Source organism: Variovorax sp. PvP013, from assembly GCF_050435945.1.
GTDB lineage: Bacteria > Pseudomonadota > Gammaproteobacteria > Burkholderiales > Burkholderiaceae_C > Variovorax.
The window spans coordinates 1,367,576-1,386,783 of the sequence record NZ_JBNDLF010000001.1; the positions used below are offsets into that span (position 1 = coordinate 1,367,576).

16 protein-coding genes, 1 tRNA gene and 1 pseudogene are annotated in these 19,208 nt (G+C 69.5%); 4 read left to right on the plus strand and 14 right to left on the minus strand.

The genetic code is table 11. The features are described 5' to 3' along the window. The first annotated feature begins 7 nt into the window (after positions 1–7). Positions 8–3,250, plus strand: coding sequence for an efflux RND transporter permease subunit (locus ABID77_RS06500; RefSeq protein ID WP_429592513.1), 3,243 nt, complete (start codon positions 8–10; stop codon positions 3,248–3,250). Here ABID77_RS06500 and ABID77_RS06505 read toward each other — a convergent pair. The 14 genes from ABID77_RS06505 to uvrB all read right to left on the minus strand — a co-directional run bounded on the left by ABID77_RS06505 (position 3,222) and on the right by uvrB (position 15,176). Next, complete coding sequence (locus tag ABID77_RS06505) at positions 3,222–3,557, minus strand: YnfA family protein (RefSeq protein WP_429592516.1); 336 nt, start codon at positions 3,555–3,557, stop codon at positions 3,222–3,224. The genes ABID77_RS06500 and ABID77_RS06505 overlap by 29 nt on opposite strands. A gap of 40 nt (positions 3,558–3,597) precedes the next feature. Next, positions 3,598–3,900, minus strand: a complete 303-nt coding sequence (locus ABID77_RS06510; protein ID WP_429592519.1) for a hypothetical protein — start codon at positions 3,898–3,900, stop codon at positions 3,598–3,600. A gap of 147 nt (positions 3,901–4,047) precedes the next feature. Next, positions 4,048–5,034: a tripartite tricarboxylate transporter substrate binding protein gene (locus ABID77_RS06515; protein WP_429592522.1), complete on the minus strand. Its 987-nt coding sequence runs from the start codon at positions 5,032–5,034 to the stop codon at positions 4,048–4,050. Between the two features lie 120 nt (positions 5,035–5,154). After that, positions 5,155–6,354 carry a M20 aminoacylase family protein gene (locus ABID77_RS06520; RefSeq protein WP_429592524.1) on the minus strand — a complete coding sequence of 400 codons (1,200 nt, stop codon included), beginning with the start codon at positions 6,352–6,354 and terminating at the stop codon, positions 5,155–5,157. A gap of 139 nt (positions 6,355–6,493) precedes the next feature. Beyond that, positions 6,494–6,568, minus strand: a tRNA-Val gene (locus ABID77_RS06525). Positions 6,569–6,650: 82 nt separating this feature from the next. Beyond that, positions 6,651–7,364, minus strand: a complete 714-nt coding sequence (gene dnaQ, locus ABID77_RS06530) for a DNA polymerase III subunit epsilon (protein WP_429592527.1) — start codon at positions 7,362–7,364, stop codon at positions 6,651–6,653. Then, complete coding sequence (fdx, locus tag ABID77_RS06535) at positions 7,364–7,702, minus strand: ISC system 2Fe-2S type ferredoxin (RefSeq protein WP_429592529.1); 339 nt, start codon at positions 7,700–7,702, stop codon at positions 7,364–7,366. Before fdx ends, dnaQ begins: the two co-directional genes overlap by 1 nt. Before the next feature lie 12 nt (positions 7,703–7,714). Then, a complete protein-coding gene (gene hscA / locus ABID77_RS06540; protein ID WP_429592532.1) occupies positions 7,715–9,577 on the minus strand; it encodes a Fe-S protein assembly chaperone HscA in 1,863 nt (620 codons plus the stop codon). A gap of 4 nt (positions 9,578–9,581) precedes the next feature. Continuing rightward, positions 9,582–10,100: a Fe-S protein assembly co-chaperone HscB gene (gene hscB, locus ABID77_RS06545; RefSeq protein ID WP_429592534.1), complete on the minus strand. Its 519-nt coding sequence runs from the start codon at positions 10,098–10,100 to the stop codon at positions 9,582–9,584. A gap of 67 nt (positions 10,101–10,167) precedes the next feature. Then, positions 10,168–10,491 (minus strand): iron-sulfur cluster assembly protein IscA, encoded by a 324-nt coding sequence (gene iscA / locus ABID77_RS06550; protein WP_429592536.1) that lies wholly within the window; start codon positions 10,489–10,491, stop codon positions 10,168–10,170. A 1-nt stretch (position 10,492) separates the two neighbouring features. Further along, the gene (gene iscU, locus ABID77_RS06555; protein ID WP_429592539.1) at positions 10,493–10,933 is read right to left on the minus strand and encodes a Fe-S cluster assembly scaffold IscU; all 441 of its coding nucleotides are present in this window, start codon (positions 10,931–10,933) and stop codon (positions 10,493–10,495) included. Positions 10,934–10,977: 44 nt separating this feature from the next. Next, complete coding sequence (locus ABID77_RS06560) at positions 10,978–12,198, minus strand: IscS subfamily cysteine desulfurase (protein WP_429592542.1); 1,221 nt, start codon at positions 12,196–12,198, stop codon at positions 10,978–10,980. 103 nt (positions 12,199–12,301) lie between these two features. Continuing rightward, complete coding sequence (gene iscR, locus ABID77_RS06565; RefSeq protein ID WP_429592545.1) at positions 12,302–12,838, minus strand: Fe-S cluster assembly transcriptional regulator IscR; 537 nt, start codon at positions 12,836–12,838, stop codon at positions 12,302–12,304. 226 nt (positions 12,839–13,064) lie between these two features. Further along, the gene (gene uvrB, locus ABID77_RS06570) at positions 13,065–15,176 is read right to left on the minus strand and encodes an excinuclease ABC subunit UvrB (RefSeq protein WP_429592548.1); all 2,112 of its coding nucleotides are present in this window, start codon (positions 15,174–15,176) and stop codon (positions 13,065–13,067) included. A gap of 133 nt (positions 15,177–15,309) precedes the next feature. Between uvrB and ABID77_RS06575 the strand changes: the two genes are divergently transcribed. The 3 genes and pseudogenes from ABID77_RS06575 to ABID77_RS06585 all read left to right on the plus strand — a co-directional run bounded on the left by ABID77_RS06575 (position 15,310) and on the right by ABID77_RS06585 (position 19,205). Continuing rightward, positions 15,310–16,506, plus strand: coding sequence for an amino acid aminotransferase (locus ABID77_RS06575; RefSeq protein WP_429592551.1), 1,197 nt, complete (start codon positions 15,310–15,312; stop codon positions 16,504–16,506). Between the two features lie 120 nt (positions 16,507–16,626). Further along, positions 16,627–17,904 (plus strand): annotated as a pseudogene (locus ABID77_RS06580) (polyhydroxyalkanoate depolymerase); the annotation flags it as partial. 665 nt (positions 17,905–18,569) lie between these two features. Then, positions 18,570–19,205: an RnfABCDGE type electron transport complex subunit B gene (locus ABID77_RS06585; protein WP_429592553.1), complete on the plus strand. Its 636-nt coding sequence runs from the start codon at positions 18,570–18,572 to the stop codon at positions 19,203–19,205. Positions 19,206–19,208: the final 3 nt, after the last annotated feature.

Consider the following 19,208-nt stretch of genomic DNA (forward strand, 5'->3'; position numbering starts at 1 on the left):
GTCAACCATGTTCGAACGACTCGTTCGCTTCGCCATCGACCAGCGCTGGCTGGTCATGCTCGCCGTGCTCGGCATGGCCGCGCTGGGCATCGTCAGCTGGCAGCGCCTGCCGGTCGACGCCGTGCCCGACATCACCAACGTGCAGGTGCAGATCAACACCGAGGCGCCGGGCTATTCGCCCCTGGAGACCGAGCAGCGCGTGACCTTCCCGATCGAGACGGCGATGGCCGGGCTGCCGCGCCTGGCGCAGACGCGCTCGATCTCGCGCTACGGCCTGTCGCAGGTGACCGTGATCTTCGAGGACGGCACCGACATCTACTTCGCCCGCCAGCTGGTGGGCGAACGCGTGCAGGAGGCGCGCGCCAAGTTGCCCGGCGGCCTTTCGCCCGCGCTGGGGCCGATCGCCACCGGCCTGGGCGAGATCACCATGTGGACCGTGGAGGCCGAGCCCGGCGCGCGCAAGCCCGGCGGCGGCGCCTGGTCGCCGATGGACCTGCGCGAGCTGCAGGACTGGGTGATCAAGCCGCGACTGCGCACCGTGCCGGGCGTGACGGAGATCAACACCATCGGCGGCCACGCGCGCGAGTTCCAGGTCGCGCCGCGGCCCGAGCGGCTGGTGGCCCACGGGCTGACCCTGGGCGACCTGGTCGCCGCGCTGGAGCGCAACAACGCCAACGTCGGCGCCGGCTACATCGAGCGGCGCGGCGAGCAGCAGCTCATCCGCGCGCCGGGTCAGCTGGGCTCGATCGATGACATCGCCGACGTCGTGGTGGCCACCGCGCAGGGCGTGCCGGTGCGCATCCGCGACGTCGCCGAGGTCGGCCACGGCAAGGAGCTGCGCACCGGCGCGGCGACCGAGAACGGCCGCGAGGTGGTGCTGGGCACGGTCTTCATGCTGCTGGGCGAGAACAGCCGCGAGGTGTCCATCGCCGTCGCCCGGCGGCTCGAGGAGATCAACCGGACCCTGCCGCCGGGCGTGGTCGCGCGCACGGTCTACGACCGCACGGTGCTGGTCGACAAGGCCATCGCGACGGTGCGCGGGAACCTGCTGGAGGGCGCCGCGCTGGTGGTGGCGGTGCTGTTCGTCTTCCTGGGCAACATCCGCGCGGCGCTCATCACGGCCTGCGTGATCCCGCTGTCGATGCTGTTCACCTTCACCGGCATGGTGGGCCAGCGCGTGAGCGCCAACCTGATGAGCCTGGGAGCGCTGGACTTCGGGATCATCGTCGACGGCGCGGTGGTGATCGTCGAGAACTGCATCCGGCGCCTGGCGCACGCGCAGGGCGCGCTCGGGCGCACGCTCACGCGCGAGGAGCGCCTGCGCGAGGTCTTCGCGGCGGCGCGGGAGGCGCGCCGGCCGCTGCTGTTCGGCCAGCTGATCATCATGGCGGTCTACCTGCCGCTGTTCGCCCTCACCGGGGTGGAGGGGAAGATGTTCCATCCGATGGCCTTCACGGTGGTGGTGGCGCTGTTCGGCGCGATGGTGCTGTCGGTCACCTTCGTGCCGGCGGCCGTCGCCCTGTTCGTCACCGGCCGGGTGCGCGAGACCGAGGGCCGGCTCATGACACGGGCCCGGCGCGGCTACGCGCGCGCGCTCGACGTCGCGATGGCGCGCAAGCCCCTGGTGCTGACCCTGGCCGGCGCCTGCGTGCTGCTCTCGGGCCTGCTCGCCACCCGCCTGGGCAGCGAGTTCGTCCCCAGCCTCGACGAGGGCGACGTCGCCCTGCACGCGCTGCGCATCCCCGGCACCAGCCTGACGCAGGCCGTCGAGATGCAGGCGCGGCTGGAGCAGGCGATCGGGGCCCTGCCGGAGGTCGAGACCGTCTTCGCCAAGATCGGCACCGCCGAGATCGCCACCGACCCGATGCCGCCCAACGTGGCCGACACCTTCGTCATGCTCAAGCCGCGCGACCGATGGCCCGATCCCGGCCGCGCCAAGGCCGACCTGGTGGCCGCGATAGCGCGCGCTGCGGCCGCCGTGCCCGGCAGCAACCACGAGTTCACCCAGCCGATCCAGATGCGCTTCAACGAACTGATCTCCGGCGTGCGCAGCGACGTCGCGGTGAAGGTCGCGGGCGACGACCTGGCGGCCATGAACGAGGTCGCCGCGCGCGTCGCGCGGGTGCTCGAAGGCCTGCCGGGCGCGGCCGACGTGAAGGTCGAGCAGACCACCGGCCTGCCCGTGCTGACCCTGAGGATCGATCGCGAGAAGGCCTGGCGCCTGGGCCTGAGCGTCGGCGAGATCCAGGACGAACTGGCCGCCGCGCTGGGCGGGCGCGAGGCCGGCGCGGTGTTCGAGGGCGACCGCCGCTTCGACATCCTGGTGCGCCTGCCGGACGCGCTGCGCGCCGACGTCGAGGCCATCGCGCGGCTGCCGATCCGCCTGCCGGCCGCCGAGCCGGGCGCGCCGCGCCGCTTCGTGACGCTGGGCGACGTCGCCACCCTCGTCCATGCCATCGGCCCCAACCAGATCGGGCGCGAGAACGGCAAGCGCCGCGTGGTGGTGACGGCCAACGTGCGCGGCCGCGACATCGGCGGCTTCGTGCGCGAGGCCCAGGCGCGCGTGGCCGAACGCGTCGCGGTGCCGACCGGCCAGTGGCTGCAGTGGGGCGGCACCTTCGAGCAGCTGGCGTCGGCCACGGCGCGACTGCGCATCGTCGTGCCCTTGGCGCTGGCGCTGGTCTTCGCCCTGCTGTTCGCGATGTTCGGCAACCTGCGCGACGGCCTCCTGGTGTTCACCGGCGTGCCCTTCGCGCTCACCGGCGGCGTGCTGGCGCTGTGGCTGCGCGACATCCCGCTGTCGATCTCCGCCGGCGTCGGCTTCATCGCGCTGTCGGGCGTGGCGGTGCTCAACGGGCTGGTAATGATCGCGTTCGTCCGCGGCCTGCGCGAGGCCGGCATGCCGCTGGACGCCGCGATCCGCGAGGGCGCGCTCACGCGCCTGCGGCCGGTGCTGATGACCGCGCTCGTGGCCTCGCTCGGCTTCGTGCCGATGGCCGTCGCCGTGGGCACCGGCGCCGAGGTGCAGCGCCCGCTCGCCACGGTGGTGATCGGCGGCATCCTGTCGTCGACGCTGCTGACGCTGCTGGTGCTGCCGCTGCTCTACCGGCTGGCGCACCGGCGCGACGCGGCCGGGCGCATGCCCCGCGTCGCGGGCGGCCGGGCACCGTCGGACGACCCTGCCGCACCGGCCGATCCGCTCGGCCCGCCCCCTGCGCCCCTCACGCGGCCGGCCGAGGGCCGAACATGACGATCGCCATCCCGCACAGGCTGACCGCGACGCCGACCCAGTCGGTCGCGGACGGCCGGATGCCGTCCACGGCCCAGAGCCAGACGATCGCCACGCCGATGTAGACCCCGCCGTAGGCCGCATAGACGCGCCCGGCGGCGGCCGGGTGCAGCGTCAGCAGCCAGGCGAAGGCGGCCAGGGCGAGCGCGGCGGGCAGCAGCAGCCACGCCGATCGGTCCTGCCGCAGCCAGAGGTACGGCAGGTAGCAGCCGACGATTTCCGCCAGCGCCGTGGCGACGAACAGGGCGAGGGTCTTGAGGGCGTCCATGCGGGGATTGTGGGACGACGCCGACGCCCGGTCGGATCGGTCAGTCGATCCTGCGGAAATACTCGAAGTTGTCTCCGCTGCGCACGACGTAGCGGTCGCCGCTGCGGTAGAGCGTCGTCTCCGGCATCGGCTCCGGTGCGTCCGGAAAGACCAGCGTGACCGAACTCGACGTGAAGCGGCTCACGCGGTAGCCGCTCTCGATGCGGATCGTGCCCGTGTCCAGAACCTGCTCGGCGACGAAGCGCGTCGGCGTGAACGTGTGCGTCATGCGGCCGAACAGGTCGGCGATCCGCGCCCGGTGCTGCAGCGCCGGCGTGCGGCCCCGGAGCGTGAAGTGCGCCATCGTCGGTTCGACGTCGGAGCGCCAGCGGCCCGGGAGCCAGCGGCATTCCGACGGGAGCCGGGACGAGGCGGCGATCGCAGGCGTCGCCCACGCTGCGCCGGTCATCGGAACGACCGCGATCAGGACCTGACGACGCCGCATGACCCCTCAGTCGATCCGCGCGCCCGAGGCCTTCACCACCGCGCCCATCGTGTCGTAGTCGGCGCGCAGCAGCTTCTGGAAATCCTCCGCGCTGGAAACGCGCGGCTCCACGCCCAGGCGGGCGAAGCGCTCCTTCATCGCCGGCTCGCCCATCACGCGGGTGACGGCGGCGTTGAGCCGGTCGACCTCGGTCTTGGGCGTGCCGGCGGGTGCGAGCAGGCCGATCCACGAATCGAATTCGTAGCCCGGCAGCCCGCTCTCCTCGACGGTGGGCAGGTTGGGCAGGAACGGGCTGCGGCGCTTGCCGGTGGACGCCAGCGACTTCACCCGCGCATCGTTCTGCAGGCCGATGACGCCGATGCTCGACGAGATCACCGCCTGCACGCGGCCGGCGAGCACCTCGTTGACCGCCTCGCCGGTGGACTTCATCGGGATGTGCGTCATCTGCAGCCCGGCCTTGGCCAGGAAGGCGGCCATCGCCAGGTGCGTGGCGCTGCCGTTGCCGGCCGAGGCGTAGTTGTACTGCCCCGGATGGGCCTTGACCTCGCGGATGAAGTCGGCCGTGGTGCCGGCGTTCAGGGCGCTCGACACCATCAGCACGTAGCCGGCGTTGCCCACGGTGGCGACGCCGACGAAGTCCTTCAGCGTGTCGTAGGGCAGCTTCGCGTAGAGATGGGCGGCGATGTTGTGGCTGGCCGCGGCCAGCACCAGCGTGTTGCCGTCCGGCGGCGCCTTGGCCACCAGGGAGGCGCCCACCGTGCCGCCCGCGCCGGCCCGGTTCTCGACGATGACGTTGGCGCCGAGCGCCTCGCCCAGCTCGTTGTTGAACGAGCGCGCGACGGTGTCCTGCACCGCGCCGGTGCCGAAGGGCACCACGATGCGGATCACGCGTTGCGCCTGCGCGGGCAGCGCGGCGCCGACCAGCGTCAGGGCGAACAGGCCGGTGGAGACGAGGGCGGCGAAGGAACGGCGGGCGCGCAGCGGTGGAGCCATGGTCGGGAGTGCTTTCTGGAGGACGGAGGAAGGAAACAGGGTGGCGCGGCAGCGATGGCGGCGGGAACGACGGGCGGACGCGGCGGCGGAGCACGGCCCCGGCGCGCGCCGCGACGCCGTTCAGCCCGCGACCGGCATCCAGCGCTCGACCAGCTTCACGAAGTAGCTGGCGCCGATGGGGATGATCTCGTCGTTGAAGTCGAACGAGGTGTTGTGGATGATGCAGGGCCCCGGGCCGTGGCCGTCGAGGCGATGCTCGCCGTCGCCGTTGCCCAGGAAGGCGTAGCAGCCGGGCCGGGCCTGCAGCATGTGGGCGAAGTCCTCCGCGCCCATCACGGCCGGGAAGTCCGTCGTCACCATGCCCTCGCCCACCACCTCGCGCATCACCCCGGCGGCGAAGCGTGCCTCCGCCGCGTGGTTGACTACCGGCGGCGAGGCGCGCACGAAGCTCACTTCGGCACTGCATTCGTGCGCCTGCGCGATGCCCTGGGCCAGCGCGCGCACGCGCTCCTCGATGCGGTCGATCGCGGCGACGGAGAAGGTGCGCACCGTGCCGCCGACCGTGGCCGTGTCGGGAATCACGTTGGGCGCGTCCGAGCCCTGGAGCTGCGTGACGGCCAGCAGCGCGCGCTCGGTGCTGGGAATGACGCTCGCCACCACGGTCTGCAGCGCCTGGGCCAGCGCGACCACGGCCTTGACCGGATCGATGCCGGTGTGCGGCAGCGAGGCGTGCGTGCCACGACCGCGCACGGTGACCTTGTAGGTGTTGCTCGAGGCCATCAGCGCGCCCTCGTTGAGCGCGAAGCGGCCGACCTCACCGACCGGGAAGTTGTGCAGTGCGAACACCGCGTCGCACGGGAAGCGCTCGAACAGGCCGTCCTGGATCATCCTCTTGGCGCCCGCCTTGCCCATCTCCTCGGCCGGCTGGAAGATGAAGTGGACCGTGCCGTCGAAGGGCGTGGCGTGCTGCGCCAGGTGCCAGGCCGCCGCCAGCAGCATCGTCGTGTGGCCGTCGTGCCCGCAGGCGTGCATGCGCCCGGAGTGGGTCGAGGCGTGCGGGAACGCGTTAGCCTCGTGCATCGGCAGGGCGTCCATGTCGGCGCGCAGGCCGATGGTCCGGCCCGAGCTGCCGCGCCGCAGCACGCCGACCAGCCCGGTGCCGGCGATGCCGCGGTGCACCTCGATGCCCCACTCGGCCAGCAGACGCGCGACCTTGTCGGAAGTGCGGTGTTCCTCGAAGCCGAGTTCGGGATGGGCGTGGATGTCGCGACGGATGTCGACGAAGCGGCTGATGTCCGCGAAGGAGTCGGCGATGTTCATGGGGTGCGATGGGTCATGCAATAAACAAGCCATCGATTCTGGTCGCATCGCCCCGACCCGAGTGCCCGTGCGTCATCGGAACGCCCAACGAAAAAAGGCCCGGCGATCAGGCCGGGCCTTTCTTCTTCACTTCGGTGTTTGGTGGGCGGTCCAGGTTTCGAACCTGGGACCCCAGCAGTGTGAATGCTGTGCTCTACCCCTGAGCTAACCGCCCCCGCGATCCGCAACCCGATGGGTTTCGAACCGCTGAAATCGTTTTCGCCGTGCAGCGAAGCCCGCGATTATGCCACATCCTTTCAGGCCTGCGGCTCCAATCTGCGAAAAAGCGTCTTGCCCTTGCTCGATTTGTCGAGCTGCGCGAGCAGTTCCTCGTGCGCCGCCAGCTCGTCCTCGGCCGGCGCGATCACCGGCAGCGCGAAGCGGCGCAGGTCGACCGCCACGACCACGCCGTGGGTCGGCTCGTCGGCGGCGGCGTCGATCAGCAGCGCGTCCTGCCCGCGCGTCAGGTTGATGTAGACGTCGGCGAGCAGCTGGGCGTCGAGCTTCGCGCCGTGGAAGGTGCGGTTGGAGCGGTCGACGCCGAAGCGATCGCACAGCGCGTCGAGCGAGTTGCGCTTGCCCGGATAGACCGCCTTGGCCATGGCCAGCGTGTCGGTGACCTCGGAGACGAAGGTGCGCAGCGGCGGCAGGCCGGCGAGCTCCAGCTCCTTGTTCAGGAAGCCGACGTCGAAGGCCGCGTTGTGGATGATGAGTTCGGCGCCGCGCAGGTAGTCGACCACGTCGTCGGCCAGCGCGGCGAACTTCGGTTTGTCGCGCAGGAAGTCGGTCGTCAGGCCGTGGACCTTGAGCGCCTCCTCGTGGCTCTCGCGCTCGGGGTTGAAGTAGATGTGCAGGTCGTTGCCGGTCAGCTTGCGGTTGAGCAGCTCGACGCAGCCGAGCTCGATGACGCGGTCGCCGGTGTCGGCGGACAGGCCGGTGGTTTCGGTATCGAGGACGATCTGGCGCGACATCAGTGGTTTTCCTTCGCGTGGTTGATCGAGTACTTGGGGATCTCGATGGTCAGGTCCTGCTGCGCCAGGATGGCCTGGCAGCTCAGGCGCGACTGCGGCTCCAGACCCCAGGCGCGGTCGAGCAGGTCGTCCTCGATCTCTTCGGACGGCGCGAGCGAGTCGAAGCCCTGGCGCACGACGACGTGGCAGGTGGTGCAGGCCGCGCTCATCTCGCAGGCGTGCTCGATGTCGATGTGGTTGTCCAGCAGCGCCTCGCAGATCGAGGTGCCCGCCGGCGCGGTGACCTCGGCACCCTGCGGGCAGTACTCGGGATGGGGAAGGATCTTGATCGTGGGCATCGGAATGGATTTCTACAGGGATTCGACCTTGCGGCCGGCCAGCGCGCGGGCGATGCCGCGGTTCATGCGCTGCGCGGCGAAGGCCTCGGTGCCGTCGGCCAGGGCCTTGGTGGCGGCCTCGATGGCGGCGGCGTCGGTGCTCGCGGCGCGGGCGGTGTCGAGCGCCTCCAGCAGCCGCTCGACGGCCTCGCGCTCGCCGGCCTCGAGCAGGTCGCCATCGGCCTCGAGCGCGCCGCGCGTGGCGATCAGCATGCGCTCGGCGTCGACGCGGGCCTCGACCAGGGCGCGCGACAACATGTCCTGCTGCGCGGTGGCGAAGCTGTCCTGCAGCATGGTCGCGATCTGGTCGTCCGACAGACCGTAGGACGGCTTGACGGCCACGCTGGCCTCGACGCCGCTGCCCTGCTCGCGCGCGGCGACCGACAGCAGGCCGTCGGCATCGACGGTGAAGGTGACGCGGATGCGCGCGGCGCCTGCGGCCATCGGCGGGATGCCGCGCAACGTGAAGCGCGCGAGGCTGCGGCAGTCGGCCACGAGGTCGCGCTCGCCTTGCACCACGTGCAGCGCCAGGGCGGTCTGGCCGTCCTGGTAGGTGGTGAAGTCCTGCGCCATCGCCGTCGGGATGGTCTGGTTGCGCGGCACGATGCGCTCGACCAGCCCGCCCATGGTCTCGATGCCCAGCGACAGCGGGATCACGTCGAGCAGCAGCAGGTCGTCGGCGCCGCCGTTGCCGGCGAGCTGGTTCGCCTGGATGGCGGCACCCAAGGCGACGACCTCGTCGGGATCGAGGTCGGTCAGGGGCGCGCGGCCGAAGAAGGCCGCCACCGCCGCCCGCACCTGCGGCATGCGGGTGGCACCACCCACCAGCACGATGCCCTGCAGGTCGTCGGGCGCGAGGCGCGCGTCGCGCAGGGCCTTGCGCACGGCGACGACGGTGCGGTCGGTCAACGACCGGGTGGCGGCGTCGAAGTCGTCGCGCGTGAGGTCGACGCGCGCTTCCTCGCCGGCCAGGCGGGCCGCGAAGGTCACGGACGCGGCGTCGGTCAGTGCTTCCTTGGCGGCGCGCGCGGCCACCAGCAGCGCGGCGCGGTCGGTGTCGCTCCCGGCCTGCCGGCCCAGGCGCGCGAGCGCGAGGTCGGCCAACGCGTGGTCGTAGTCGTCGCCGCCGAGCGCCGAGTCGCCGCCGGTGGCGATGACCTCGAAGACGCCCTGCGCGAGCCGCAGGATCGAGATGTCGAAGGTCCCGCCGCCCAGGTCGTAGACGGCGTAGACGCCCTCGCTGGCGTTGTCGAGGCCGTAGGCGATGGCCGCGGCCGTGGGTTCGCTGATGAGGCGCAGGACGTTGAGGCCGGCGAGCTGCGCGGCGTCCTTGGTGGCCTGGCGCTGGCCTTCGTCGAAGTACGCCGGCACGGTGATGACGGCGCCGTGCAGCGCGTCGTCGTCGAAGGTGTCCTCGGCGCGGTAGCGCAGGGTCGCCAGGATCTCGGCGCTGATCTCGACCGGCGATTTCTCGCCCGCCGCCGTATGGACCTTCAGCATGCCGCCGTCGTCCACGAGGCGGTAGGGCATGGCCTCGCGATGCGCGATGTCGGCGGCGCCGCGGCCCATCAGGCGCTTGACCGAGGTGATGGTGTTGGCCGGATCGTCGGCACGGGCGGCGAGCGCGTCGTGGCCGATCTGGCGCCGGTCGCCGTCGAGGTAGCGCACGGCCGAGGGCAGGAGCACGCGGCCCTGGTCGTCGGGCAGGCATTCGGCGACGCCGTTGCGTACCGCGGCGACGAGCGAGTGCGTGGTGCCGAGGTCGATGCCGATCGCCACGCGCCGCTGGTGCGGGTCGGGCGCCTGGCCCGGTTCTGAAATCTGGAGGAGTGCCATGGTCCTATTGTCCCAAGCCGTCGGCGCGGTTCTCGACGTCCTGCGCAAAGCGCTCGATGAACATGAGGGCTCTCACCTGCTGCGCAGCCGCCGCGTGGTCGCCCTGCTCGTCGATCAGCCAGTCGAGCGCCGACAGCGCCCGCGCCCGCCCGGCCTCGACCTCGTCGCGCAGGCGCTCCACGGCGGCGGGCGAGTCGGCGTCGTCGAGCGACTCACGCCACTCCATCTGCTGCATCAGGAAGGCCGTCGGCATCGCCGTGTTGCGCTCGGCGTCGACCGGCGCGCCGTGGAGTTCGCACAGGTAGGCCGCGCGCCGCACCGGGTCCTTAAGGCGCTGGTAGGCCTCGTTGATGCGCACCGACCACTGCATCGCCAGGCGCTGCGCCGCCGGCCCCTGGGCCGCGAAGCGGTCCGGGTGCGCCTCGCGCTGCAGTTCCTTCCAGCGCGCGTCCAGCACCGCGCGCTCCTGCGCGAAGGTCGCCGGCACGCCGAACAGTTCGAAGTCGGTGTCGTTCAGGTTCATGACAAGCAAAAAAATGCCGCCGGCAAACGCGGCGGCTTTCGTTCAGTTCAAGCGGAGATCGGCGGAATCAGATCCTGAAGCTCTCGCCGCAGCCGCAGCGGTCGCGTTCGTTCGGATTGAGGAACTTGAAGCCTTCGTTCAAGCCCTCGCGCACGAAGTCGAGCTGCGTGCCGTCGATGTAGGCCAGACTCTTCGGATCGACCAGGACCTTGACGCCCTGGTCCTCGAAGACCACGTCCTCGGGCGAGAACTCGTCCACGTACTCGAGCTTGTAGGCCAGGCCCGAGCAACCCGTGGTCTTGACGCCCAGCCGCACGCCGACGCCCTTGCCTCGTTTGCCGAGGTACCGGTTGACATGGCGCGCGGCGGCGGGAGTGAGCGTCACGGCCATGTCAGTGGACCGCCGTCTCTTCGGCCGCGGCCGGGGCCGCCGCCGTGGCGCCGGTGGCGTCGACGTGCTTCTGCTTGTAGTCCAGCACGGCGGCCTTGATGGCGTCCTCGGCCAGGATCGAGCAGTGGATCTTCACCGGCGGCAGCGCCAGTTCCTCGGCGATCTGCGCGTTCTTGAGCGCGGCGGCCTCGTCGAGCGTCTTGCCCTTGACCCATTCGGTCACCAGCGACGACGAAGCGATGGCGGAACCGCAGCCGTAGGTCTTGAAGCGTGCGTCCTCGATGACGCCGGTCTGGGCATTGACCTTGATCTGCAGCTTCATGACGTCGCCGCAGGCCGGCGCGCCGACCATGCCGGTGCCGATGGAGTCGTCGCCCTTCTCGAAGGAGCCGACGTTGCGGGGGTTTTCGTAGTGGTCGATGACCTTGGGAGAGTAAGCCATGGTGGATTCCTTGTTGGTTTCGTCGTGGGTTCGGTCGCGATCGCTCAGTGGGCGGACCACTGGATCGTGCTGATGTCGATGCCGTCCTTGAACATCTCCCACAGCGGGCTCAGCTCGCGGAGCTTGGCGACGTTGTGGCGGATGGTGGAGATCGCGTAGTCGATCTCCTCTTCGGTCGTGAAGCGGCCGATGGTCATGCGCAGGCTGCTGTGGGCGAGTTCGTCGCTGCGTCCCAGGGCACGCAGCACGTAGCTCGGCTCCAGGCTGGCCGACGTGCAGGCCGAGCCGCTGGAGACCGCCAGGCCCTTGATGCCCATGATCAGCGACTCGCCTTCGACGTAGTTGAAGCTGATGTTCAGGTTGTGCGGCACGCGGTGCGTCAGGTCGCCGTTGATGAAGACCTGCTCGACGTCGCTCAGGCCGTCGATCAGGCGCTTCTGCAGCGCGGCGGCCTTCGCGAGGTCGTCCTTCATCTCGACGCGGGCGATGCGGAAGGCCTCGCCCATGCCGACGATCTGGTGCGTGGGCAGCGTGCCCGAGCGCATGCCGCGCTCGTGGCCGCCGCCGTGCATCTGGGCTTCGAGCCGCACGCGCGGCTTGCGGCGCACGTACAGCGCACCGATGCCCTTGGGACCGTAGGTCTTGTGCGAGGCCAGGCTCATCAGGTCGATGGGCAGCTTCGTCATGTCGATCTCGACCTTGCCGGTGGCCTGCGCCGCGTCGACGTGGAAGATCACGCCCTTCTCGCGGCACAGGTTGCCCAGCGCGACCACGTCCTGGATCACGCCGATCTCGTTGTTGACGAACATCACGCTCGCCAGGATGGTGTCGGGGCGGATCGCGGCCTTGAAGACCTCGAAGTCGAGCAGGCCGTTCTCCTGCACGTCGAGGTAGGTCACCTCGAAGCCCTGGCGCTCCAGCTCGCGCATGGTGTCGAGGACGGCCTTGTGCTCGGTCTTGACCGTGATCAGGTGCTTGCCCTTGCCCTTGTAGAACTGCGCCGCGCCCTTGATGGCGAGGTTGTTCGACTCGGTGGCGCCCGAGGTCCAGACGATCTCGCGCGGATCGGCGCCGATGAGCTGCGCGACTTCGCCGCGCGCCTTCTCGACGGCTTCCTCGGCCTCCCAGCCCCACGCGTGACTGCGCGATGCCGGGTTGCCGAAGTGCTCGCGCAGCCACGGGATCATGGCGTCGACGACGCGCGGGTCCACGGGCGTGGTCGCACCGTAGTCGAGGTAGATGGGGAAATGAGGCGTGACGTCCATGGCTGGCTCTGACTGCGTGAGTGGCTGTAGATGGGAAGTGGGTCGATGTCCGTGGGCAGGCATTGGGCGGCGCCCCGAGGCGCCACGCATTTCGACCGGCGGATCAGGACTTGGCGAAGGCGTTGCCCAATGCGAAGACCGAGTTGGGCGCGTTCACGCGGATCGGCTTGACCACCGGCTGCGCCGAGATGGCACGCTTGACGGCGGGCTTGTTCTCGATCTGCACGCCCTTGGCGATCTGGTCGTCGACCAATTTCTGCAGCGTGACCGAGTCCAGGAACTCGACCATGCGCTGGTTGAGCGAGGCCCAGAGTTCGTGCGTCATGCAACGACCCGCCTCGCCCAGGCAGTTCTCCTTGCCGGCACAGTGCGTGGCATCGATCGGCTCGTCGACCGACACGATGATGTCGGCCACGGTGATCTCCGCCGCCTTGCGCCCGAGGCTGTAGCCGCCGCCGGGGCCACGGGTGGATTCCACCAGTTCGTGACGGCGCAGCTTGCCGAACAGCTGCTCCAGGTAGGACAGCGAGATCTGCTGGCGCTGGCTGATGGCCGCCAGCGTCACCGGGCCGGTGTTCTGGCGCAGGGCCAGATCGATCATCGCGGTGACTGCGAAACGACCTTTGGTTGTGAGACGCATCGAAAGCTCCTTGTGTGCTTCGTAAATTGACACCCGACCCGTTCATGGCCGGATGGCGCGGTCTCCGCCTCTACCGATCGCCTCGCCTTCGCGGCGGACACCGGCTCTTCATCGCGAAGTTATTGTTGTTGACTAATTCGCTCAAGTATAACAGAAGGCCCTTCGGCCTGCTCGGGTTAACCCACATTCGAGCCCGTGCCGCTGTAGGCCGGAAGCGCGACAGTTTTCAGATGACGGCGATGTTGTCGCCGCCCCCGGCGCCGAAGGCCTGCTCGCGCAGGATCGAGAGCTGGTCGCGCACCCGGGCCGCCTTCTCGAACTCCAGGTTGCGCGCGTGCTCGAGCATCAGTTTCTCCAGCCGCTTGATCTCGCGCGAGATGTCCTTCTCGCTCATGTCCTCGACCTTGGCGCGCTCGAGTTCCAGCTTTTCGGACTCGCGCCCGCTCTTCTCGCTGTAGACGCCGTCGATGAGGTCGCGCACCTTCTTCACGATGCTGCGCGGCGTGATGCCGTGGGCCTCGTTGTGGGCGATCTGCTTGACGCGCCGGCGTTCGGTCTCGTCGATGGCCTTGCGCATCGAGTCGGTCATGCGGTCGGCATACAGGATGGCGCGGCCGTTGAGGTTGCGCGCCGCGCGGCCGATGGTCTGGATCAGGCTGCGCTCGGCGCGCAGGAAGCCTTCCTTGTCGGCGTCGAGGATGGCCACCAGCGACACCTCCGGGATGTCCAGCCCCTCGCGCAGCAGGTTGATGCCCACCAGCACGTCGAAGGCGCCCAGGCGCAGGTCGCGCAGGATCTCCACGCGCTCGACCGTGTCGACGTCGCTGTGCATGTAGCGCACCTTCACGCCGTTGTCGCCCAGGTAGTCGGTGAGCTGCTCGGCCATGCGCTTGGTCAGCGTGGTGATGAGCACGCGCTCGCTCTTCTCGACGCGCAGGCGGATCTCGCCGAGCACGTCGTCGACCTGGTGCGTGGCCGGACGCACTTCCACGATCGGATCGACCAGGCCGGTCGGGCGCACGAGCTGCTCGACGACGTTGCCGGAGTGGTCCTTCTCGTACTGCGCCGGGGTCGCCGAGACGAAGATGCACTGGCGCATGCGCGCCTCGAACTCCTCGAAGCGCAGCGGCCGGTTGTCCATCGCCGAGGGCAGCCGGAAGCCGTATTCGACCAGCGTCGTCTTGCGCGCGCGGTCGCCGTTGTACATGCCGCCGAGTTGGCCGATCATCTGGTGGCTCTCGTCCAGGAACATCAGCGCGTCCTTGGGCATGTAGTCGGTCAGCGTGGCCGGCGGCTGGCCCGGCGCCGCGCCCGAGAGGTGGCGCGAGTAGTTCTCGATGCCCTTGCAGTGGCCGATCTCGGCGAGCATCTCCAGGTCGAAGCGGGTGCGCTGCTCGATGCGCTGGGCCTCCACCAGCTTGCCCTGGCTCACGAACTCCTTCAGGCGCGCGTCGAGTTCGAGCTTGATCGACTCGACCGCCGTGAGCACCTTGTCGCGCGGCGTCACGTAGTGGCTCGACGGATAGATCGTGAAGCGCGGGATCTTCTGCCGGATGCGGCCGGTGAGCGGGTCGAACAGCTGCAGCGACTCGATCTCGTCGTCGAACAGCTCGATGCGGATGGCGAGTTCGCTGTGCTCGGCCGGGAAGACGTCGATGGTGTCGCCGCGCACGCGGAAGGTGCCGCGCGAGAAGTCCTGCTCGTTGCGCGTGTACTGCATGCGGATGAGCCGCCCGATGACGTCGCGCTGCCCGATCTCGTCGCCCACGCGCATGATGAAACGCATCTGGGTGTAGTCCTCGGGCGTGCCGATGCCGTAGATGGCGCTCACCGTCGCCACGATGATGGTGTCGCGCCGCTCCAGCACGCTCTTGGTGGCCGACAGGCGCATCTGCTCGATGTGCTCGTTGATCGAGCTGTCCTTCTCGATGAACAGGTCGCGCTGCGGCACGTAGGCCTCGGGCTGGTAATAGTCGTAGTAGCTGACGAAGTACTCGACCGCGTTCTTCGGGAAGAACTCGCGGAACTCGCTGTAGAGCTGCGCGGCCAGCGTCTTGTTGGGCGCGAAGACGATCGCCGGACGGCCCATGCGCGCGATCACGTTGGCCATGGTGAAGGTCTTGCCCGAGCCGGTGACGCCCAGCAGGGTCTGGAAGACCTCGCCGTTCTCGATGCCCTCGACCAGCCCCTCGATGGCGGTGGGCTGGTCGCCCGCGGGCGGATAGGGCTGGAACAGTTCGAAGGGCGAGCCGGGGAAGGTGAGGAAGGTGCCTTCCTTGAACGGACCGGTCGGGTCGGCGGCGGGGGACGGGGAGATGACTTCGGTGATGGGAGGCATGACGTGTGTCCGTGGCAGTTGGCGGGCGGTCGGTAAAATTCAAGGCAACCTGAAAGCCTAATCCAGCTTCGGGGCCAGAGCCAGAGGCCGACCGGCCTCCTTGGCGATCCGAATCATCCTGAGGACTCCTCCCATGTCTATGTTCACCGCCGTCGAGATGGCGCCGCGCGACCCCATCCTGGGTCTCAACGAGCAATACGCCGCCGACGGCAACCCCCAGAAGGTCAACCTCGGCGTCGGCGTCTATTACGACGACAATGGCAAGCTGCCGCTGCTCGCCTGCGTGCGCTCCGTCGAGGAGGACATGATGAAGGCGCCCAGCGCGCGCGGCTACCTGCCCATCGACGGCATCGCCGCCTACGACGCGGCCGTCAAGGGCCTGGTCTTCGGCGCCGACAGCGAGCCGGTGAAGTCCGGCCGCGTCGCCACGGTGCAGGCCATCGGCGGCACCGGCGGCCTGAAGGTCGGCGCCGACTTCCTCAAGCGCCTGCGCCCCGACGCCAAGGTGCTGATCAGCGACCCGAGCTGGGAGAACCACCGCGCCCTGTTCACCAACGCCGGCTTCGTGGTCGAGAGCTATCCCTACTACGACGCCGAGCGCCGCGGCGTCGACTTCGACGCCATGCTCGGCGCCCTGAACGCCGCCCCGGCCGGCACCGTCGTGGTGCTGCATGCCTGCTGCCACAACCCCACCGGCTACGACATCACGCCCGAGCAGTGGGACCGCGTGGTCGAGGCCGTGAAGGCCAAGGACCTGGTCGCGTTCCTCGACATGGCCTACCAGGGCTTCGGCAACGGCATCCAGGAGGACGGCGCGGTGATCGGCAAGTTCGTCGACGCCGGTCTGACCTTCTTCGTCTCCACGTCTTTCTCCAAGAGCTTCAGCCTCTACGGCGAGCGCGTCGGCGCGCTGTCGGTGCTGTGCGCCGACAAGGAAGAAGCGGCCCGCGTGCTCTCCCAGCTCAAGATCGTGATCCGCACCAACTACAGCAACCCGCCGATCCACGGCGGCGCCGTGGTGGCGGCCGTGCTCAACGACCCGGCGCGCCGGGCCGTCTGGGAAGGCGAACTCGCCGAGATGCGCACCCGCATCAAGGCGATGCGCCAGAAGCTGGTGGACGGCCTGAAGGCCGCCGGCGTGACGCAGGACATGAGCTTCATCACCCAGCAGATCGGCATGTTCAGCTACTCGGGCCTGACCAAGGACCAGATGGTGCGTCTGCGCAGCGAATTCGGCGTCTACGGCACCGACACGGGGCGCATGTGCGTCGCCGCGCTCAACAGCAGGAACATCGACCACGTCTGCGCGAGCATCGCCAAGGTCGTCTGACCGGCGAGCGGGCTGGAATCCCTCCATGGGCTAGGGCCGGTCCCCTACCATGAAGGGGCGTTGTGTTGATATATTGCACCGCAACAATTCCGATAACAGTTCCAACCAGGTCCCAGCCCCATGCTCTACCAACTCTATGAAGCCCAGCGGTCCCTGATGGAACCGCTCACCGACTTCGCCCAGGCCGCGTCGAAGCTCTACAGCAACGACATGTCCCCGCTGTCGCACCTGCCGATGGCCCAGCGCATGGCCGCCGGCTACGACCTGCTGTTCCGTCTCGGCAAGGACTACGAGAAACCGGAATTCGGCATCAAGAGCGTGAAGGTCGGCGACAGCGACGTCGTCATCCAGGAAGCGATCGCGCTGAACAAGCCTTTCTGCGAGTTGCGCCGTTTCAAGCGCTTCACGGACGATCCGGCGACCCTGGCCATGCTCAAGAAGCAACCCGTGGTGCTCATCGTGGCGCCGCTGTCGGGCCACTACGCCACGCTGCTGCGCGATACCGTGCGCACCATGCTGCAGGACCACAAGGTCTACATCACCGACTGGAAGAACGCCCGCACGGTACCCCTGTCGGACGGCGAGTTCCACCTCGACGACTACATCAACTACGTGCAGGAATTCATCCGCCACCTGCAGACCGAGTACGGCAACTGCCACGTCGTGAGCGTGTGCCAGCCGACCGTGCCGGTGCTGGCGGCGGTGTCGCTCATGTCCAGCCGCGGCGAGCAGACGCCGTTGTCGATGACCATGATGGGCGGGCCCATCGACGCTCGAAAGTCACCCACGGCGGTCAACAACCTGGCGATGAACAAGAGCTTCGAGTGGTTCGAGAACAACGTGATCTATCGCGTGCCGCAGGGCTTCCCCGGCACCGGTCGCCGCGTGTACCCGGGCTTCCTGCAGCACACCGGCTTCGTGGCCATGAACCCGGACCGCCATGCGTCGAGCCACTACGACTACTTCAAGGACCTGATCAAGGGCGACGACGCGAGCGTCGAGGCGCACCGCAAGTTCTACGACGAGTACAACGCCGTCCTCGACATGGATGCCGACTACTACCTGGAGACCATCCGCACGGTGTTCCAGGACTTCCTGCTGGTGCAGGGCACCTGGGACGTGCGCGGGGTCGACGGCGAGGTCGAGCGCGTGAAGCCCGAGGACATCCGGAAGGTCGCGTTGCTCACCGTCGAAGGCGAACTCGACGACATCTCGGGCTCGGGCCAGACCCGCGCGGCGCACGACCTGTGCACCGGCATCGACAAGAGCCAGCGCCGCCACCTCGAAGTGCCGGGCGCGGGCCACTACGGCATCTTCGCCGGCCGTCGCTGGCGCGATGTCGTCTATCCGGAGGTCACGTCCTTCATCCTGGCGCACGACCAGTCCCAGAAGCGCGCCGTCGCCCACGAGCGGGCGAACGAGGTCACGGCCGAGGACAAGGTCAAGATCGATCCGCCGAAGGTGAAGACCGGCGTCCGGGTGGCCCGCAAGGTCGCGGCGCCGAAGAAGGCCGAGGCCGAGGCGGCACCGACTCGAGCGACCAAGGCACGGGCCGTGCCGGTGAAGACCGCGAAAGCCACGAAGGCATCGACGACCGCCGGCGCATCGCGATCGAAGGCGGCGACGACATCGGCCAAGGCCTCCGCCTCGGCGACGTCCAAGAGCCAACCCGAACCCGCAGCGTCGCCCGACCCCCAGGTCGCGTTGTTCCAGCCGGACACCGCAGCGAACGCGACGGCATCCGCCGTGACCGAGGCCACCGGCAACGCCATCGAGCGTGCGACGAACGACGTCGTCTCGGGGACCTCCCAGGCCCTCGCGGCACCCGTCGTCGCCGCCGGGACGGTCCTGGAAGCCATCGCCGATGCCGCGACGGCACCTGCCGCACGCAAGTCCTCGACGACACGCTCCGTCACCGCCGCGGCGGCCAAGACGGCTGGCGGTCTCACCGTCGCCAAGACGGCGACGCCAGCGCGTCGGCGCGCGGCCTCCCCCGCCACCACGCGACGCATCGGCGGCGCCGGCAAGTCCTGAGCCCCGTCGAGACACGGGCGACCCTTTCGATGCAGGCGCTCGCCGACCGCATCGACGCCGCCCTGCCGCAGACGCAATGCACGCGCTGCGGCTACCCCGACTGCCGCGCGTACGCCGAGGCGATCGTCGAGGAAGACGCGGCCATCAACCGCTGCCCGCCCGGCGGCGCCGAAGGCGTCGAGCGGCTCGCCGCGCTGACGGGCCGAGCGCTCCTGCCGCTCGACCCCACCTGCGGCGAGGAAGGTCCGCGCGTCATGGCCGTCATCGACGAGGCCTGGTGCATCGGTTGCACGCTCTGCCTCGACGCCTGCCCGACCGACGCCATCCTGGGCATCAACAAGCGCATGCACACCGTGGTGGAAACGCATTGCACGGGCTGCGAGCTGTGCGTCCCGGTCTGCCCCGTCGACTGCATTTCACTGGCCGTGGAGACGCCCGGCCTAAGCGGCTGGCGGGCCTGGTCGGCGACACAGGCCGAGGCGGCACGTCGACGCTATGGCGCGCACCGGGCGCGACAGGCGCGCGATGCGGCGGCGACCGCCCTGCCCCCGGTGGCGCCCACCGACGTCGAGGCGGCGGCCGCGCGCAAGCGCGCCATCATCGAAGCCGCGCTGGCTCGCGCGGCGGCCGTGCGCCGTGGTCCGCCGGATTCCGACGGCGCCTGACCG

What these genes read in the sequence shown, in the direction of transcription:
- ABID77_RS06500 (WP_429592513.1), top strand. Translation starts at nt 8, where the DNA reads ATGTTCGAACGACTCGTTCGCTTCGCCATCGACCAGCGCTGGCTGGTC.
- ABID77_RS06505 (WP_429592516.1), bottom strand. Translation starts at nt 3,557, where the DNA reads ATGGACGCCCTCAAGACCCTCGCCCTGTTCGTCGCCACGGCGCTGGCG.
- ABID77_RS06510 (WP_429592519.1), bottom strand. Translation starts at nt 3,900, where the DNA reads ATGGCGCACTTCACGCTCCGGGGCCGCACGCCGGCGCTGCAGCACCGG.
- ABID77_RS06515 (WP_429592522.1), bottom strand. Translation starts at nt 5,034, where the DNA reads ATGGCTCCACCGCTGCGCGCCCGCCGTTCCTTCGCCGCCCTCGTCTCC.
- ABID77_RS06520 (WP_429592524.1), bottom strand. Translation starts at nt 6,354, where the DNA reads ATGAACATCGCCGACTCCTTCGCGGACATCAGCCGCTTCGTCGACATC.
- dnaQ (WP_429592527.1), bottom strand. Translation starts at nt 7,364, where the DNA reads ATGTCGCGCCAGATCGTCCTCGATACCGAAACCACCGGCCTGTCCGCC.
- fdx (WP_429592529.1), bottom strand. Translation starts at nt 7,702, where the DNA reads ATGCCCACGATCAAGATCCTTCCCCATCCCGAGTACTGCCCGCAGGGT.
- hscA (WP_429592532.1), bottom strand. Translation starts at nt 9,577, where the DNA reads ATGGCACTCCTCCAGATTTCAGAACCGGGCCAGGCGCCCGACCCGCAC.
- hscB (WP_429592534.1), bottom strand. Translation starts at nt 10,100, where the DNA reads ATGAACCTGAACGACACCGACTTCGAACTGTTCGGCGTGCCGGCGACC.
- iscA (WP_429592536.1), bottom strand. Translation starts at nt 10,491, where the DNA reads ATGGCCGTGACGCTCACTCCCGCCGCCGCGCGCCATGTCAACCGGTAC.
- iscU (WP_429592539.1), bottom strand. Translation starts at nt 10,933, where the DNA reads ATGGCTTACTCTCCCAAGGTCATCGACCACTACGAAAACCCCCGCAAC.
- ABID77_RS06560 (WP_429592542.1), bottom strand. Translation starts at nt 12,198, where the DNA reads ATGGACGTCACGCCTCATTTCCCCATCTACCTCGACTACGGTGCGACC.
- iscR (WP_429592545.1), bottom strand. Translation starts at nt 12,838, where the DNA reads ATGCGTCTCACAACCAAAGGTCGTTTCGCAGTCACCGCGATGATCGAT.
- uvrB (WP_429592548.1), bottom strand. Translation starts at nt 15,176, where the DNA reads ATGCCTCCCATCACCGAAGTCATCTCCCCGTCCCCCGCCGCCGACCCG.
- ABID77_RS06575 (WP_429592551.1), top strand. Translation starts at nt 15,310, where the DNA reads ATGTCTATGTTCACCGCCGTCGAGATGGCGCCGCGCGACCCCATCCTG.
- ABID77_RS06585 (WP_429592553.1), top strand. Translation starts at nt 18,570, where the DNA reads ATGCAGGCGCTCGCCGACCGCATCGACGCCGCCCTGCCGCAGACGCAA.